The organism is Lutimaribacter saemankumensis (assembly GCF_900100005.1).
Lineage (GTDB): Bacteria > Pseudomonadota > Alphaproteobacteria > Rhodobacterales > Rhodobacteraceae > Lutimaribacter > Lutimaribacter saemankumensis.
Genome location: NZ_FNEB01000002.1, coordinates 259,249 through 276,081, shown reverse-complemented (window position 1 = coordinate 276,081; position 16,833 = coordinate 259,249). Strand labels below are relative to the sequence as shown.

Genomic DNA, 16,833 nt, shown 5'->3' with positions numbered 1-16,833 from the left:
CTTGTGGAAAACTCTGCCCTCAACCCCAGATCGTGGGTCTTTTCGTTGACTCATCGCATATATGGGCCGCAAAATCGCTGAACCTATGGAATCAGGGGCGCAGGCTTTGCGATTTACCAAGCTACGACTGACCGGCTTCAAAAGCTTTGTCGATCCCACGGATCTGCTGATCCGTGACGGGCTGACCGGTGTCGTCGGTCCCAATGGCTGTGGCAAGTCCAACCTGCTCGAGGCGCTGCGCTGGGTGATGGGCGAAAACCGCCCCACCGCAATGCGCGGCGGCGGCATGGAAGACGTGATCTTTGCCGGTGCCGCCACGCGGCCCGCCCGCAACTTTGCCGAGGTCAGCCTGATCCTCGACAATACCGACCGCCTCGCCCCGCCGGGGTTCAACGACGAGGACCAGCTTGAAATCGTCCGCCGCATCACGCGCGACGTCGGCAGCGCCTACAAGGTCAATTCCAAGGACGTGCGCGCGCGTGACGTGCAGATGCTGTTCGCCGACGCATCGACCGGCGCGCATTCGCCTGCGCTGGTCCGGCAGGGCCAGATCAGCGAGCTGATCAACGCCAAGCCAAAGGCCCGCCGCCGCATATTGGAAGAAGCCGCCGGTATTTCCGGCCTTTACCAGCGGCGGCACGAGGCCGAGCTGAAACTGAAAGGCGCCGAACAGAACCTGGCCCGCGTCGATGACGTGATCGAACAGCTTGCCAACCAGTTGGGCCAGTTGGAGCGCCAGGCCCGGCAGGCCGCCCGCTATCGCAGCATCGGCGAAGAACTGCGTCACGCCGAGGGTCTGCTGCTCTATCGCCGCTGGAAAGAAGCCGACGAGGCCCGGCTTGCCGCCGAGGCGCAGCTGCGCGAACGGGTGACCGCCGCCTCGCAGGCCGAATCCACCGCCCGTCAGGCTGCCAAGGCGCGCGAGGCCGCCGAGGACGCTTTGCCCCCCAAACGCGAGGAAGAGGCCGTTGCCGCCGCGATCCTCCAGCGCCTTCAGGTGCAGCGCGACACGCTGGCCGACCAGGAAGAACGTGCGCTGCAGACCATCGAGACGCTGCAGAACCGCATTGCCCAACTGGCCCGCGACATCGAACGCGAAACCGGCCTGAACCGCGATGCCGGCGAAACCATCGAACGGCTCGAATGGGAGCAGGCCGAGCTTGCCAAGGCCGGCGAGGGCCACTCAGACAAGCTCGAAGCTGCGGCCGAGGCCGCCCGCGAAGCCGCGAGCGTTCTGCAGGATCGCGAAACCGATCTGGCCGAACGGACCGAGGACGTCGCCCGCCTTGCCGCGCGGCACCAATCCGCGAACCGGTATCTCGAAGACACCCGCAAGATGCTGGCCCGGTCCGAGGCCGAGGCGGAAAAGGCGCGCGAGGCCGTGCGCCAATCCCGCGCCGCGCTGGAAGGGGCCGAGGCCGATTTCGCCGCCGCCCAAAAGGCCGAGGCCGAAGCGACCCAAACCGCGGCCAACGCGGACGAGGCGCTGAAGCTGGCGGAAACCGCACGCGCCGAGGCCCAGGAACGCGAGGCCGACGTGCGCGCCGAGCTGTCCGAGGCCGAGGGCGAATTGAACGCCTTGCGCGCCGAGGTGACCGCCCTGGCCAAGCTGCTCGAGCGTGACACCGCCGAGGGCGGGCAGATCATGGATCGCCTGCAGGTCGAACAGGGGTTCGAAAAGGCACTCGGTGCGGCGCTGGCCGACGATCTGCGCGCCCCCGAGGTCGATGCCGATGGCCCGTCGGGCTGGACCGTCCTGCCGGGCTACGACGCCGAACAGGCCCTGCCGGAAGGTGTCACCGCCCTGTCGCGCCATGTGTCGGTGCCCGACGTTCTGCAACGGCGCATGTCGCAGATCGGGCTGGTCGGCTCGGATGACGGGCCCCGCCTGCAACGGCACCTCAAGCCCGGTCAGCGCCTTGTCTCGCTCGAAGGCGACCTGTGGCGCTGGGACGGCTACCGCGCCTGGGCCGAGGATGCACCCAGCGCCGCGGCCCTGCGCCTGCAGCAACTGAACCGGCTGGAAGAGCTCAAGCAGCAGATGGAGCGCGCCACGTCGCGCGCGGACGCCGCCCGGCAGGCACACGAGGCGCTGGCCAGGCGGCTGTCCGACCTGACCGCCGCCGATCAATCCGCCCGCCAGGCCCGCCGCGACGCCGACCGGCTGGTGAACGAATCCAACCGCGCGCTCAGCCGGGCCGAGGCCGACCGCAACCTTGCCCAGTCGCGGCTTGAATCGCTGGGCCTTGCCGTCACCCGCCACGAAGAAGAGGCCATCGAGGCCAAGCGCCAGCTTGCCGACGCCGAAAAGGCGGTGGCCGATCTCGAAGATCTCGATGCCGCCCGCGCCGCCGTCGAAGACATCAAGATGACGGTCGAGGCCGCGCGCATGACCATGCTGACCAAACGGTCGTCGCATGACGAATTGCGCCGCGAAGGCGAGGCCCGCACCCGCCGCAGCCAGGAAGTGACCAAGGAAATCAGCGGCTGGAAGCATCGCCTGCAAACCGCCGAAACCCGCAGCGCCGAACTGGCGCAGCGCAAGCGCGAGTCCGAGGCCGAACTGAAAGAGGCCAGCGCCGCCCCCGAGGAAATCGCCGCCAAGCGCGACGAGCTGGGCCAGGCCATCGCCCAGGCCGAGGCCCGCCGCGCCGCTGCCGCTGATGCGCTTTCGCAGGCCGAAGGCGCGCTGCGCGCCGCGACCGAGGCCGAACGCGAGGCAGAGCGCACCGCCGGCGAGGCCCGCGAAGCGCGCGCCCGGTCCGAGGCACGCGTGGATGCTGCGCGCGAAACCGTGGAATACGCGGTGGGCCGTATCGAGGAAGACATGGAAACCACGCCGGCGAAATTGCTGGAAAAGCTCGACACCGATCCCGACAGGATGCCCGCCGCCGAAGCGATCGAAGCCGACGTGAACCGCCTGAAACGCCAGCGCGACGCGCTGGGCGCGGTCAACCTGCGCGCCGAAGAGGACAAGCGCGAGGTCGAACAGGAACACGACACGCTCCTGTCCGAGAAAAGCGATCTCGAAGAGGCGATCAAGACCCTGCGCTCGGGGATTGCCAGCCTCAACCGCGAAGGCCGCGAACGCCTGCTGACGGCCTTCGAGCAGGTGAACAGCAATTTCAGCCTGCTGTTCCGGCACCTCTTTGGCGGCGGCGAGGCGAACCTTGTGCTGGTCGAATCCGATGACCCGCTCGAAGCAGGGCTGGAAATCATGTGCCAGCCACCGGGCAAGAAACTGTCGACGCTCAGCCTGCTGTCGGGCGGCGAACAGACCCTGACCGCGCTTGCGCTGATCTTTGCGGTGTTCCTGGCCAACCCCGCCCCGATCTGCGTGCTGGACGAGGTCGACGCCCCGCTCGACGATGCCAACGTCACGCGGTTCTGCGACCTGCTGGATGAAATGTGCCGCCGCACCGAAACCCGGTTCCTGATCATCACCCACCATGCGGTGACGATGGCCCGGATGGACCGGCTGTTCGGCGTCACCATGCAGGAACAGGGCGTCAGTCAGCTGGTGTCGGTCGATCTGAAAAAGGCCGAACAGATGGTGGCGTAATGCGAAATCAGTCTACGCGGCGCAGCCGGTCGCCAACGCGCACCACGCCATCCTGAACGATCCGGCACAGCAAGCCACGCAGGCGCAGCGGGCGGTTGTCGGATGTCACCAGCCAGTCCTTGGCCGCCGCGCCATAACGGGCTTTCCATTTCACGCAGCCGTCGTTGAAGGCGTCCGAAACCTCCAGCACCGCCGTGCCCGCCCGCAGACGCGTGCCCACCGGCAGGCTGTCATACGAGGTTTCGATATCCGCGACGATCGGATCGCCCGGATGCACCGTGCCCGCGCGATCCAGCCACACCGCGTCCATCACGCGTTTCGGCAGGATCGACACCTGGATGCGCGGATCGGGGCTGCCATCGGGCAGCCGCATCCAGGGCGCGTTCAGCCAGCGTTCGCCGGGGATGCCGTGATCCACTGTCAGTGTCAGGCTTTCGACCATCTCGCGCTGGTTATAACCGGGGCGAAAGCACAGCATCGAAATCGGCGCGTCATCGCGCGGCGCCGCCCGGATATGCGCCAGCGCTTGGGTCAGCTCTTGTTCGGTGGCGTGGGTCATAGCCGGTTCAGCAGCGTTGTGGTGGGCCAGGCATCGGCGGGCAGGCCCAGCCGTTCCTGTTCGGCTTGCACGGCCGCGCGCGTCCCGGCCCCAAGGATACCGTCGATCGCGCCCACGTCATGGCCCCGCGCCGCCAGCTTGCGCTGCAGCGCCTTCATCTGGTCGCCCGAAAGCCCCGGATCGGGATTGCCCGGATCGAACACCGGGGCGCCCGACAGGCGGGTGGCGAAATAAGCGGCGGTCAGAACGTAGGTGAAGGATTGGTTCCATTCGAAATACACGTTGAAATTGGGATAGGCGATAAAGGCCGGCCCTTTGTGCCCTTGCGGCAGGATCAGGTTAGCGGGCAGATCGGCCTGCCACGCCCCCGAACGCGGGCGAACGCCCATGGCTTGCCACTGGGCCGGACGCAACTGCGTGCGCAGCCCGGATTTCGACCAGTCCATCTCGGCGGGCACCTGCACCTCTTGCAGCCAGGGCTCGCCCGCGCGCCAGCCGAGATGCTGCAGCATCTTGCCCCCCGACATCAGCGCATCCGGCGCCGAGGTTTTCAACAGGACATGCCCGTCGCCATCGCCATCGACGCCGTTTTCGATGATGTCGCGGGGCAGCATCTGCACCATGCCGATTTCACCCGCCCATGCGCCGGTGGTAGTCGCCGGGTCGAAATCGCCCATTTCATAAAGCTGGATCGCCGCCAGCAATTGCGGGCGGAACAACTCGGGCCGGCGGCAATCATGGGCCAGCGTCGCCAGCGCGTTGGCGGTGTTGTAGTCGCCCTGGAACGCGCCATAGTCCGTCTCGAAGGCCCAGAATGCCAGCAGCACACCGCGCGGCACGCCGTATTGCGCCTCGATCCTGTCGAACACGCCGTCCCATTCGCGCGACAGGCTTTGCCCGCGCTGCATGCGGTTGGCCGAAATCAGCCGCCGCGCGAAGCTGGTGAAATCCAACTGGAACACGCCCTGGCGGCGATCGGCGGCCAGAACCTTTTGGTCCTGCCGCAATCCCCGGACAAAACGCTGCGCGACCTGTGGCTCCCTTCCCTGGGCAACGGCGTCTTTTGCGACCCCTTCCAGAAAGGTCGACCATTTGCCGCCGCATGCCGCCTGCTGGGCATTGGCGGGAAAGACGGACGCCAGGAAAAACGTGGCGACGATCAGGGGCAATCTCATATGTGACAAATCCTTCGGGTCCAATTTCGCAGCAAATCGTATCAGCAGAACGTCCGCAGGCAAATCACGTGAGCGCCAGCAAAGCGCCCAACCCAAGGGCCACGGACCATGCCATCCACAAAACCCGGATCGCGGCGTCGATGTCGCTTGCCATCAGCGGACGGCGGCCGGCTGCATTCACCCAGGGAAAATCGCGCGGTTTTCCGTCATAAGCGCGCGGTCCGGCAAGCGCGATGCCAATCGCGCGCGCCATCGCGGCCTCGGGCCAGCCGGCATTGGGCGAACGGTGCAGCCGCGCATCGGCGCGTATCGCGCGCAGCTGCGAAAGCAGGCCACAGGGCGCCGCGATCAGCAAGGCGGTCAGGCGGGCGGGGACAAGGTTCAGCAGATCGTCCAGCCGTGCAGCGGCCCAGCCGAATTCCTCGTGCCGCGGCGTGCGGTAGCCCACCATGCTGTCGGCGGTGTTGGCGATCTTGTAGATCAGCAGGCCGGGCAATCCGGCCACCGCGAACCAGAAGGCGGGTGCGATCACACCGTCCGACATGTTTTCCGCCGCGCTTTCGATGGCGGCGCGCGCGACGGCGCTTTCGTCCATGCCCTGCGTGTCGCGGCTGACGATCATCGCGACGGCCTGCCGCCCTTCGGGCAGGCCCTGGCGCAGGCCGGCAGCCACCGCCGCGACGTGATCCACCAGCGATCTCTGCGCCAGCAGGATCGCGGCGACAATGATTTCCACCACCGGTCCAAAGGCCGACAGGACACCGCCCAGCATACCTGTCGCCAGCACGAGGCCCGCCATCGTCACCGTGCCTTTGAGCCGCCGGGCCGTTCCTGTGTTGAACCGCCGATCTGCCCAGCCTACCGCGCGGCCCATAAGAACAGCCGGGTGCGGCAGGCGCGACCACAGCCAGCGCGGCTCTCCCAGAAGCGCGTCGAGGATCATGGCAAGAACCAGCGTCATGGCGCGTCCCGCAGCGCGGATTCGAGTTGGCCCCAGCGGTCAGGATGCGGCAGGCCCAGCCGTAATCGTGTTTTCGAATAGGGAAAAACGCGGCTCCAGACATGGGCGCGGGCAAGGTGATCCTGCCATCGCGCAGCATCCCCGACATCGTAGAGGCGGAACAGCGACGTTCCCCCCGCAAGCCGCGCCCCTGCGCGCAGCATCAGCGCATCGAGCCGCGCCGCGTCCTCGTTCAGCCGGTCGCGCGTGTTGCGGGCCCATGCGGCGTCTGACAGCGCTGCAGCGCCGATCGACAGGGCAGGCCCCGAAACGGGCCAGGGCCCCAACCAATCGGCCAGTCGCGCGATGGTGTCCGGCGCGGCGATGGCAAAGCCCAGACGCACCCCGGCCAATCCCCAGAACTTGCCGAAACTCTTCAGCACCACCCGGCCAGGACGCTCGGCCAGCGCCACAAGCGACTTGTCGGGTGACACGTCGGCAAAGCTTTCGTCGATGACGACCAGCGGCGCATTCAGCGCCTCGGGGTCATGCCATGCGCCGGTCGGGTTGTTGGGGTGCACCACGACCTGAGCATCCGACCGTTCGCCAGTGTCTGTCACTGACCAGCCATGCCCGCGAAATGCGGCGGCGTGTTCGTTATAGGTGGGATGCGGGATGTGCACGCGGCCCGGAGGGGCCAGCCGGGGCATCTGCGCGATCAGCGCCGACGCACCGGGCGCCGCAAGGATGCCTGTCCCCGCGGGGACACGCCAGAGTTGTCTGGCCGCTTCTGTCAGCCGGTGTTGCGCGGCTGCGTCCGGCAGAGCGGTCCAGGCGTCGGCGGGCAGGTCGGGCAGCGGATAGGGGACGGGGTTGATACCGGTCGAGAGGTCCAGCCAGCCGGCGCGCGTCCCGCCATAGGCCGCGATGGCGGCATCTATGCCGCCACCGTGGTCGCGCTGTGTGTGGTCTGCGTCTGGCATGGCTGCGCCGCCTGAGGGTTGTTCGCCCCCATCAAGCGCAGCGGCGGCAGAAACTCAAGCCCCGCGTCGTTCATCCCCGGCCATGCGGCGCGTCATAGTCGATCTCGGGGCCGATCGGCACGATCCGGTGCGGGTTGATCGTGTCGTGACTGTAGTAATAGTGCCGCACGATGTGATCGAAATGCACCGTTTCGCGGATGCCCGGCCATTGGAACAATTCGCGGGTATAGCCCCAAAGGTTCGGATAATCGACGATACGGCGGCGGTTGCACTTGAAATGCCCGTGATAGACAGGGTCGAACCTGATCAGCGTGGTGAACAGGCGCCAGTCGGCCTCGGTCAGCCGGTCACCCATCAGGTAGCGGTTTTCCGACAGCCGGTCTTCAAGCCAGTCCAGGCTGTCGAAAAGAGCGGTCACCGCCTCGTCATAAGCGTCTTGCGTCGTCGCAAAGCCGGATTTGTAGACGCCGTTGTTGACCGTATCGTAAATCCGCGCGTTCACCGGTTCGATCGCGTCGCGCAGATCCTCTGGCCAGTAATCGTCGGTGTTGCCGGTCAGTTCATCGAAGGCGCTGTTGAACATGCGGATGATCTCGGCGGATTCGTTCGACACGATGGTTTCGCGTTCCTTGTCCCACAGAACGGGCACGGTGACGCGGCCGGAAATGCCCGGATCGGCCCGCAGATAGATGTCGCGCAGGAAGGGCAGGCCATACAGCGTGTCACCCGAGGCACCGTCGAAATCGGTGTCGAATGTCCAGCCGTCCGACAGCATGTCAGGGTGAACGGCGGATACGTCGATCAACCCTTCGAGCCCCTTCAGCTTGCGAAAGATCAGCGCGCGGTGCGCCCAAGGGCACGCATAGGAGACATACAGGTGATAGCGGCCGGCTTCGGCCTTGAAACCGGCCTCGCCCGATGGACCTGCGCTGCCATCCGGCGTGATCCAGTTGCGAAACTTGGCGGTCGATCGCACGAACTTGCCCCCTGTTTTCGAGGTGTCGTACCATGTGTCTTGCCATTCGCCGTTGACGAGCTGTCCCATCTCGGCCTCCTTTGTCTGCGATGTTCGGAAACTAGTTGCTGCATTGGTGCGCGGAAACCGGGATGGGCGCGCATGAACGCTGCATGAGCGCACAGTAGGTCGGATGTTCGATACCTTTGTCATGGTCGATTGGTCGGCGGCGGGCACGCCGAAAACCGGTGCCGACAGCATCTGGATCGCCGTCACGCGCGGCGGTGATGTCAGCGTGTCGAACCCGCGCACACGGATCGCCGCCGAGGCGGAACTGCGCGCCTTGTTTGCCGGCGAAACAGCGGCCGGACGGCGTGTCCTGGCGGGGTTCGACTTTGCCTTTGGGTATCCCGCGGGCCTGACGGCGCGGCTGGGCAGGCCCGGATGGCGCACGATCTGGGCAGACCTGGCCCGCCGGATCGAAGAGGGCGCGAAGAACGCCAACAACCGCTTTGACGTGGGCGCGGCCTTGAACAGGCATTTCGATGCGCCGGGGCCGTTCTGGGGCAACGGCCTGAAACGCGACATTCCCGGCCTGCCACGAAAGAAGCCGGAAGGCTGGGGCCGCGCGCTGCCGGTGAACTGGCGCCTGTGCGACGGGATGGCCCCGGCGGCGCAGGAAGTGTGGAAACTGGCCGGGGCGGGGTCTGTGGGCGGTCAGGCCCTGACCGGGATCGCGATGCTTGAACGGCTGAGGCATGCCACGGGCGCGGCGGTCTGGCCGTTCGAATGGCCCACGGTTTCGGCTGTTGTTCTTGCCGAGGTGTTTCCGTCGCTCTGGCCGCTGGCCCCGCATCCGGGCGAAGTGCGCGACGAAGCGCAGGTGCGCAGCGTGGCGCAGCGGCTGCAGCGCTGGCAGGAACGCGGCCGGTTGCAACGGGCGATGGATTTACCGCTATCACAACCCAGCGTCGTGCGTGACGAAGAGGGATGGATCCTAGGGTTGGGTGAAACCCTTTAAACACCCGGAAAAACGCAATGTTTCTTTGTCATTAACTTGACGCAAGCCTTTGGCAGGTCATGCTTTGAGGCAGAGTGTGGAGATTCTTATGACGACATTTTTACCAAAGGACGTTCAAGCCGGCCTTGATGCGGCGCGCCGTGCGACGGGCCGCAGGCGCAACCGCCTTGCGGTTGAGACCGATGGCCATCGCCACCCTGTTCTGCGCATGTGGGAGGACGGATTTGCCGTCGATATCGCCATGGTGCCCAAGCTGCGCGGGCTGGTCGACCTTTACGACGGGGCCGTTCACCTGAAACGCTGCCTGATCGTCGCCGCATCGGAAGAGGCGGGCGAGATGCAGTACGATTTCAAGCGGATGACCGAAGTCAGCACCGAGCAGCCGCTGGATTTCGAGCGGCGCGACGATGCACCGGTTGCGCTGCTCGCGCGGGACAGCGGTATCTGAAGCTGCGCACGGGTGAAACGAAAAGGCCCGTTGCCGGGCCTTTTCCGCCTTATTGCAGGTCGGCGAAAGCCTTTTGCAGGCGTTCGACTGCCTGTTCCACCAGCGGGCGCGGTGTCGCAAGGTTGAAGCGCAGGAAGTTGTCGCCGCCCGATCCGAATGTCGGCCCGTGATTGACGGCGATCCGCGCGTCTTTTTCGACGCGGCGCGTGAACTCGTCGCGCGACATGCCGGTGCCGGCGAAATCGACCCAGGCCAGGTAGGTCGCTTCGAGGTCCATGGACTTGAGCCCCGGAATGGCATTGACGCCATCATCGAACAGGCGGCGGTTGCCATCCAGATAGGCCATCAGGTCATCCACCCATGCCGCACCGGCAGGGGAATAGGCCGCTTCGGCCATGAACAGCCCGAACGAGTTTGGCGACAGCCCCAGCCCCATCATGCGCGCGGCGAACGTTTCGCGCAGCTTCTCATCCGGGATGATGACATTGCCGGAATGGCTGCCGGCGATGTTGAAGGTCTTGGTGGTGGCCGACATCATCAGCAGCCGGTCCTCGATCCCGTCGATCAGCGCCATCGGGGTGTGGCTGTGGCCGGGATAGACAAGGTCGTGATGAATCTCGTCGGACACCAGGATCAGGTCGTGCCGGCGGCAGAAATCGGCCACGCCTTCCAGTTCGGCCCGCGTCCAGACGCGCCCGCCCGGATTGTGCGGCGAGCACAGGATGAACATCTTCGCCGACCCGTCCATCTGCGCATCCCATGCGTCGAAATCCATCTCGTAGCGGCCATCGTTGTTCACGAGGTCGCATTCGATGACGCGGCGGTTGTTGGCTTTGATGACCTTGGCGAAGGCATGATAGACGGGCGTCGTCAGAACCACGCCATCGCCCGGCTGGGTGAAGGTGTCGACACACATCGCCGTGCCGTTGACCAGCCCGTGCGTGGTGAAGATCGCCGCCGGATCAACCGTCCAGCCGTGGCGTTCCTTCATCCACCAGCAGATCGCATCACGATAGGCCGCATCGTCGCCGTAGTACCCATAGATACCGTGATCACGCATCTTCTGCACGGCGTCCTGCACGCAGTCGGCGGTGCGGAAATCCATATCTGCGACCCACATCGGAATCCCGTCATCGGCCGGCACGCCATAGATCTTTTCCATCATGTCCCATTTCACAGAATGGGTGCCGTGGCGGTCGATGATGTCGTCAAAGCTCATCCCTGTCTCCTTGTTCGCGTTTCGGCAAAGACTAGCGGCAGCCGGGAAGAACGTGTAGCCCGGCGCTCCTGATGGGCGGATATTCTGATATTGGACTATTGAATGGAAGCATGTTCTATATGTAAATCAAATAACAGGAAAAAATACTATCGAAGTATAACTGGAAGGGACAAAATCCTTTCGAGAGCATGGATGGCCGGTTCTGGTGCGAACCAATGGCCCATTGCGCCTCCGGCGGTCATAACCTAAATCCGCTGCCATGAAACGGCCTATCCTCATCCATCCCGACCCGCGCCTGAAAAAGGTTTGCGCGCCGGTGCCCGATTTGTCGGACGACTTGCGCGTGCTGGCGGATGACATGCTGGAAACCATGTACGACGCGCCCGGCATCGGGCTGGCCGCGCCGCAGGTGGGGGTGCTGGACCGTCTGATCGTGCTCGATTGCGGCAAGGACGACGCCGAGGCGCCGCGCCCCCTGGTGATGTTCAACCCCGAGGTGATCGCCTCGTCCGACGATGTAAGCGTCTATGAAGAGGGCTGTTTGTCCATCCCCGAGCAATATGCCGAGGTCACCCGCCCCGCCGAGGTGACGGTGCGCTGGATCGACCGCAACGGACATGAGCAGCAAGAGGATTTCGGCGGACTCTGGGCGACTTGTGTGCAGCATGAGATCGACCACCTGAACGGCAAGCTTTTCATCGACTACCTGAAGCCGCTGAAGCGTCAGATGATCACGCGCAAGATGCAGAAGCTGAAGCGCGAGAAGGCCCGGGCGTGAGCGTTCTGCCCATCCTGCGCTGGCCCGACGCCCGGCTTTCGCAACGCTGCGATCCCGTAGGTGCGGATGAAAATCTGGAGCAGCTTGTCACCGACATGTTCGAAACCATGTACGCCGCGCCCGGCCGCGGGCTGGCCGCGCCGCAGGTCGGCGTGATGAAGCGGCTTTTCGTGATGGATTGCGGCTGGAAAGAAGGCAACATGACGCCGGTCGTCTGCATCAACCCTGAAATCGTGGACCAGTCCGATGTTCTGGTCACGGGCGACGAGGGTTGCCTGTCGATCCCCGGCATCCTTGCGCCTGTCACCCGTCCCGACCGCATCACGCTGCGCTGGACTGATCTGGGCGGTGCCACGCAGGAGCAGCGGCTAGAGGGGTTCGAGGCGCGCTGCGCCCAGCACGAGTTCGACCATCTTGAGGGATTGGTGACGTTCGACCGGCTGGATGCAGAAACCCATGCGGCGCTTGTCGCCGCGTACGGGCCGGACACATGACTGTGCGCCGGTGCATCCCCTGGCCCGACAAGCGGTTGCGCACCGCCGCCGACCCGGTGGACGAAATCACCGACGACATCCGTGCCACCTGGGACGACATGATCGACACGATGGAGGCGATGCCCGGCGTGGGGCTTGCCGCGCCTCAGATCGGCGTGATGCTGCGCCTGGCCGTGGTCGACGCCAGCACCGAACGCGGCAAGGCCGTGCGCATGGCCAACCCCGAAATCCTGCATGCCAGCGTGCAGTTGCGCGACCATGAAGAGGCCAGCCCCAACCTGCCCGGCATGTCCGCCAGGATCAGCCGCCCGCGCGCGGTCACGGTGAAATTCCTCAACGAGCAGGGACAATGGGACCGGCAGGATTTCGTGGGTCTTTGGGCCACGTCGGTGCAGCACCAGATCGACCACCTGAACGGCAGGATGTATTTCGACCGGCTGAGCAAGGTGAAACGCGACATGCTGTTGAGAAAGGCGAAGAAGGGGGCGCGCTGATGTGCGCCGCGCGCGGCCTGTGCCGTTGCGCAGGCGAGGGGCCAGCCCCTCGCGCTCCCCGGGATATTTGAAGAAAGAGAAAACACAGATGCGCCTTGTCTTCATGGGAACGCCTGACTTTTCCGTCCCGGTGCTGGAGGCGCTGGTTGGCGCCGGGCATGAGGTGGCCGAGGTCTATTGCCAGCCGCCGCGCCCGGCAGGACGTGGCAAGAAGGACCGCCCGACACCGGTGCACGCCCGCGCCCTGGAGCTGGGGCTGGAAGTGCGCCATCCCGTCAGCCTGAAAACCGCCGAGGCACAGGCCGATTTCGCGGCGTTGAACGCCGATGTGGCGGTGGTGGTGGCCTATGGGCTGATCCTGCCGCAACCCGTGCTGGACGCGCCGCGCCACGGCTGCCTGAACATCCATGCGTCCCTGCTGCCGCGCTGGCGGGGGGCCGCCCCGATCCACCGCGCGATCATGGCGGGCGATGCCGAGACCGGGATTTGCATCATGCAGATGGAGGCCGGACTGGATACGGGGCCAGTTCTGCTACGCGAGGCGACGCCGATCGGTGCGCAGGAAACGACGGGGCAGTTGCACGACCGGCTGAGCGCAATGGGCGCGCGTCTGATCGTCGAGGCGCTGGAAGGGCTGGGCACACTGACGCCGCAGCCGCAGCCGGACGAGGGCGTGACCTATGCCGCCAAGATCGACAAGGCCGAGGCGGCGATCGACTGGGCCCGCCCCGCCGCCGAGATCGACCGCCAGATCCGCGGTTTGTCGCCTTTTCCCGGGGCCTGGACGCTGATCGGGGGCGAGCGTGTGAAATGCCTTGCCAGCACACTGGCCGAGGGGCAGGGTAGCCCCGGAACGGCGTTGGACGATGCGCTGTGCGTGGCCTGCGGCGACGGTGCCGTGCGCATCACGCGCCTGCAGCGCGCCGGGCGGGCCGCGCAGGATGCCGCCGAGGCGTTGCGCGGCATGGACGTGCCGAAGGGCACGAAACTGGGAGAGTAGCGGCATGTTTCCGACGCTGATCGGTACGGTGGTGATCGCGGGGATCGTGGGCTATGCGGCCGAGAAGTCGGGCTTTACCCGCAACGGATATTTGCAATCCATCATAATCTGCGTGGGCGGTGCGTTCCTTTTCTACTTCATCCGCATCATGTTCGGATTGAAATTCGGCAGCGCGGGGTTCGATGCGATCCTGTCTTCGATCGGGGCATTGATCATCGTGCCGACCCATTGGCGCAGGTAAGGAGGGTGGCATGGGCGTTGTGATGCTGATCATCATCGGGGCGGCTGCGGGCTTTCTTGCCACGCGGCTGATGAAGATCGAGGCCGATATCGTCACCACCGTGGCGATCGGTATTGCCGGCGCGCTGATCGGTGGCCTGGTTCTGCGCATGCTGCTGACGGTAATGGGGGCTTTTGCCGGGCTGATCGGCGCGGTTCTGGGGGCGATGGTGCTGATCTGGCTCTGGCAGACCTACATCCAGAAGAAGTGATCAGCCGCCGGGCGTCAGTGCCACGGTCACCGGTTCACCTGTCCATCCATCGACCGAACAACGGGCGCGGACCGTCACCTCGCGCAAACCATCGGGAATCATGATGTTCGACAGCGACCGGGTGAAGGGCTGTTCGTCGACATGCGGATGGTGCAGCTTGCGCATACCCAACGACTTGCCCTCGGGTGTCAGGATTTCCCAGCCATCGGCGTAATGGTCCCATCCGGTATCGGGGTGGCTGAGCGTGACATCAAAGCGCCAGCCCATGCCGTTTGGTTCGGCCTCGACCCTTTCGATCACGGGACCGTCGGCAAGCGCGGGGTGGATCGCGGCGCCGAAGCCGGCGGCAACCAGGGTGAGGGACAGAAGGTGGTGTTTCATCTGCGTCAGCCTAGCAGGCGCTGCCGGGGTGTTCCCATCACATTGCCGTGTCGGTGCCTTGGACGTCGCGCATCAGAACCGCGCGGGACTGCGATGCAAACTCGCGCCGCCACAGAACGCCGACCGTAATGGCGGTCGCGATCACAAGCGGCACGGCCCCCAGCATCCATGCGGTTGCGCCGAGCGCGAAATAGACCGACCGCAGGCCACGGTTGAAGCCGCGCACGGCGGTGATGTTGATGTCGGCGGCCTGATCGGCGCGGGGCAGGGCAAGGGGGTCGTCCGGTTCGTTCGGCACCGACGCCATCAGAACAAGGCAGTATCCGAACAAACGGTGCGACCAGACGAATTTCAGAAAGGCGTTGGTCAGAAAGAACAGCGCAAGGAACATCTTGATTTCCCAAACGATGCGCGGGTCACGCCCAAGCGACAAATCCTGGGCAATGCCCTGCAGCTCTTCGGCATTGCCGATCAGGGCCAGCGCGCCGCCGATCGCGATCATCGTGGCCGAGGCAAAGAACGACGTTCCCTGCCGCAGCGTGCCAAGCGCCTGCGCATCGAATATACGGGGTTGCCTTGTGACCATCACCTGCATCCATTCGCGCCTGTAACGCGCCATGAGCCGGGATACCGACGGGCGCGATGCCGGGGGATTCTCGATCATCCAGCCGATGCCCGCCCAGGCGACCAGAATGAAGGCGACAGCAAGGTAGTCGAGTTGCGTGAACAGGGTGAAAAGCTGTTGCAGGTCGGTCATCTGCCGGGTTCGCTCCGATTGACTGGGTCGCCATTCCCTGCCGCTTTGCGTGGCCTGACGCAAGGTCGCACCCTCGTGACTTGTGCGAATCCTGAAATTGGTCTAAAAATTTTACCAATTACACGCTGGAGGACCGAACCATGGAAATGCCCGCCCCCAATCCGAAGGTGTTGAGCCTCAAGGCGCGGCTGGTCGAGCGGCTGCATCAGGTGTTGCCCGCCGATGCCGTCATCCATGAAGAGGCCGAAACGCGGGCTTATGAATGCGATGCGCTGACCGCCTACAAATGCCCGCCTCTCTGTGCCGTGCTGCCATCCAGTACGCAGGAGGTATCGGACGTGCTGCGCATCTGCCACGACATGGGCGTGCCGGTCGTGCCGCGCGGTGCGGGCACGTCGCTGGCCGGTGGGGCGCTGCCGACTGCCGACAGCGTAATCCTGGGTGTGGCGCGCATGAACGAGGTGCTGGAAACCGACTACGACAACCGCTTTGTCCGGGTGCAGACAGGCCGCACCAACCTGTCGGTCACCGGCGCGGTCGAGGCGGACGGTTTTTTCTACGCGCCCGACCCGTCCAGCCAGCTTGCCTGCGCCATCGCCGGCAATATCGCGATGAATTCGGGTGGGGCGCATTGCCTGAAATACGGGGTCACCACCAACAACCTGCTGGGCGTCACCATGGTGATGATGGACGGCACGGTGGTCGAAATCGGCGGCGCGCACATGGATGCGGGCGGCTATGACCTGCTCGGGCTGATCTGCGGCTCGGAGGGGCAGCTCGGCGTCGTGACCGAGGCAACGCTGCGCATACTGCCCAAACCCGAAGGCGCGCGCCCCGTTCTGATGGGATACGACAGCAACGAGGTTGCGGGCCAGGTGGTGAGCGACATCATCAAGGCGGGTGTCCTGCCCGTGGCGATCGAGTTCATGGACCGTCCCTGCATCCGCGCGACCGAGGCTTTCGCCAAGGCGGGTTATCCCGATTGCGAGGCTTTGCTGATCGTCGAGGTCGAAGGCTCGGACGCGGAAATCGACGAACAGCTGGGCCTGATCACGCAGATCGCGCGCAAGCACAATCCGGTTGAGCTGCGCGAAAGCACCAGCGCCGAGGAAAGCGCGCGCATCTGGCTGGGGCGCAAGTCGGCCTTTGGTGCGATGGGCCAGATCAACGATTACATGTGCCTTGACGGGACGATCCCGGTCAGCCAGTTGCCTTATGTGCTGCGCCGCATCGGTGAGATGTCCAGGGAATACGGGCTGGACGTGGGCAACGTGTTCCATGCGGGCGATGGCAACATGCATCCGCTGATCCTGTTCGACGCCAACAAGCCCGGCGATCTGGAGCTGTGCGAAGCCTTCGGCGCTGACATCCTGCGCTTGTGCGTCGAGGTGGGCGGCTGCCTGACGGGGGAACATGGCGTCGGCATCGAAAAGCGCGACCTGATGGTCGACCAGTTCGCCCCGGACGATCTGGACATCCAGATGGCGGTTAAGGACGTGTTCGACCCCAAATGGCTGCTGAACCCCGCCAAGGTGTTTCCGCTCGCCGCATCCGAGGCTCGCCGCGCGGCCTGACA

General features: G+C 65.1%; 18 protein-coding genes. 10 read left to right on the top strand and 8 right to left on the bottom strand.

Going from position 1 to position 16,833, the window contains the following annotated elements:
• Window positions 1-106: 106 nt before the first annotated feature.
• Window positions 107-3,562, top strand: coding sequence for a chromosome segregation protein SMC (smc, locus tag BLT50_RS05975; RefSeq protein ID WP_090027953.1), 3,456 nt, complete (start codon window positions 107-109; stop codon window positions 3,560-3,562).
• Between the two features lie 7 nt (window positions 3,563-3,569).
• Here the strand turns inward: smc and BLT50_RS05970 are convergent, their stop codons facing one another.
• The 5 genes from BLT50_RS05970 to BLT50_RS05950 all read right to left on the bottom strand — a co-directional run bounded on the left by BLT50_RS05970 (window position 3,570) and on the right by BLT50_RS05950 (window position 8,264).
• Complete coding sequence (locus BLT50_RS05970) at window positions 3,570-4,121, bottom strand: MOSC domain-containing protein (protein ID WP_090027572.1); 552 nt, start codon at window positions 4,119-4,121, stop codon at window positions 3,570-3,572.
• Entirely contained in the window at window positions 4,118-5,296 is a 1,179-nt protein-coding gene (locus BLT50_RS05965; protein WP_090027570.1) for a lytic murein transglycosylase, read from the bottom strand. Before BLT50_RS05965 ends, BLT50_RS05970 begins: the two co-directional genes overlap by 4 nt.
• Window positions 5,297-5,360: 64 nt before the next feature.
• Window positions 5,361-6,257: an adenosylcobinamide-phosphate synthase CbiB gene (gene cbiB / locus BLT50_RS05960; protein WP_090027568.1), complete on the bottom strand. Its 897-nt coding sequence runs from the start codon at window positions 6,255-6,257 to the stop codon at window positions 5,361-5,363.
• On the bottom strand, window positions 6,254-7,219 hold the full coding sequence (gene cobD / locus BLT50_RS05955; RefSeq protein ID WP_090027565.1) for a threonine-phosphate decarboxylase CobD: 966 nt from the start codon (window positions 7,217-7,219) through the stop codon (window positions 6,254-6,256). The genes cbiB and cobD overlap by 4 nt, the downstream gene beginning before the upstream one ends.
• Window positions 7,220-7,289: 70 nt before the next feature.
• Window positions 7,290-8,264: a glutathione S-transferase family protein gene (locus BLT50_RS05950; RefSeq protein WP_090027563.1), complete on the bottom strand. Its 975-nt coding sequence runs from the start codon at window positions 8,262-8,264 to the stop codon at window positions 7,290-7,292.
• A gap of 103 nt (window positions 8,265-8,367) precedes the next feature.
• Between BLT50_RS05950 and BLT50_RS05945 the strand changes: the two genes are divergently transcribed.
• Together BLT50_RS05945 and BLT50_RS05940 are read left to right on the top strand one after the other, a co-directional pair.
• Window positions 8,368-9,195, top strand: a complete 828-nt coding sequence (locus BLT50_RS05945) for a hypothetical protein (protein ID WP_090027560.1) — start codon at window positions 8,368-8,370, stop codon at window positions 9,193-9,195.
• An 88-nt stretch (window positions 9,196-9,283) separates the two neighbouring features.
• Window positions 9,284-9,643, top strand: coding sequence for a hypothetical protein (locus tag BLT50_RS05940; protein WP_090027558.1), 360 nt, complete (start codon window positions 9,284-9,286; stop codon window positions 9,641-9,643).
• A 49-nt stretch (window positions 9,644-9,692) separates the two neighbouring features.
• Here the strand turns inward: BLT50_RS05940 and BLT50_RS05935 are convergent, their stop codons facing one another.
• Complete coding sequence (locus BLT50_RS05935) at window positions 9,693-10,862, bottom strand: MalY/PatB family protein (protein WP_090027556.1); 1,170 nt, start codon at window positions 10,860-10,862, stop codon at window positions 9,693-9,695.
• A 259-nt stretch (window positions 10,863-11,121) separates the two neighbouring features.
• On the opposite strand from BLT50_RS05935, the gene def (BLT50_RS05930) reads away from it, so the two are divergent.
• The 6 genes from def (BLT50_RS05930) to BLT50_RS05905 all read left to right on the top strand — a co-directional run bounded on the left by def (BLT50_RS05930) (window position 11,122) and on the right by BLT50_RS05905 (window position 14,119).
• Window positions 11,122-11,640: a peptide deformylase gene (gene def / locus BLT50_RS05930; RefSeq protein ID WP_090027553.1), complete on the top strand. Its 519-nt coding sequence runs from the start codon at window positions 11,122-11,124 to the stop codon at window positions 11,638-11,640.
• Window positions 11,637-12,134, top strand: coding sequence for a peptide deformylase (gene def, locus BLT50_RS05925; protein WP_090027551.1), 498 nt, complete (start codon window positions 11,637-11,639; stop codon window positions 12,132-12,134). The genes def (BLT50_RS05930) and def (BLT50_RS05925) overlap by 4 nt, the downstream gene beginning before the upstream one ends.
• Window positions 12,131-12,628, top strand: coding sequence for a peptide deformylase (def, locus tag BLT50_RS05920; RefSeq protein WP_090027548.1), 498 nt, complete (start codon window positions 12,131-12,133; stop codon window positions 12,626-12,628). The genes def (BLT50_RS05925) and def (BLT50_RS05920) overlap by 4 nt, the downstream gene beginning before the upstream one ends.
• 88 nt (window positions 12,629-12,716) lie before the next feature.
• A complete protein-coding gene (fmt, locus tag BLT50_RS05915) occupies window positions 12,717-13,628 on the top strand; it encodes a methionyl-tRNA formyltransferase (protein WP_090027546.1) in 912 nt (303 codons plus the stop codon).
• 4 nt (window positions 13,629-13,632) lie between these two features.
• Window positions 13,633-13,869: a hypothetical protein gene (locus BLT50_RS05910; protein WP_090027544.1), complete on the top strand. Its 237-nt coding sequence runs from the start codon at window positions 13,633-13,635 to the stop codon at window positions 13,867-13,869.
• Between the two features lie 10 nt (window positions 13,870-13,879).
• A complete protein-coding gene (locus BLT50_RS05905) occupies window positions 13,880-14,119 on the top strand; it encodes a GlsB/YeaQ/YmgE family stress response membrane protein (protein WP_090027541.1) in 240 nt (79 codons plus the stop codon).
• Here BLT50_RS05905 and BLT50_RS05900 read toward each other — a convergent pair whose 3' ends face one another.
• Together BLT50_RS05900 and BLT50_RS05895 are read right to left on the bottom strand one after the other, a co-directional pair.
• On the bottom strand, window positions 14,120-14,500 hold the full coding sequence (locus BLT50_RS05900; RefSeq protein WP_090027539.1) for a hypothetical protein: 381 nt from the start codon (window positions 14,498-14,500) through the stop codon (window positions 14,120-14,122).
• Between the two features lie 37 nt (window positions 14,501-14,537).
• Window positions 14,538-15,257, bottom strand: coding sequence for a DUF599 domain-containing protein (locus BLT50_RS05895; protein ID WP_090027536.1), 720 nt, complete (start codon window positions 15,255-15,257; stop codon window positions 14,538-14,540).
• A 140-nt stretch (window positions 15,258-15,397) separates the two neighbouring features.
• Here BLT50_RS05895 and BLT50_RS05890 point away from each other — a divergent pair, with 140 nt between their 5' ends.
• Window positions 15,398-16,831 carry an FAD-linked oxidase C-terminal domain-containing protein gene (locus tag BLT50_RS05890; RefSeq protein ID WP_090027533.1) on the top strand — a complete coding sequence of 478 codons (1,434 nt, stop codon included), beginning with the start codon at window positions 15,398-15,400 and terminating at the stop codon, window positions 16,829-16,831.
• Window positions 16,832-16,833: the final 2 nt, after the last annotated feature.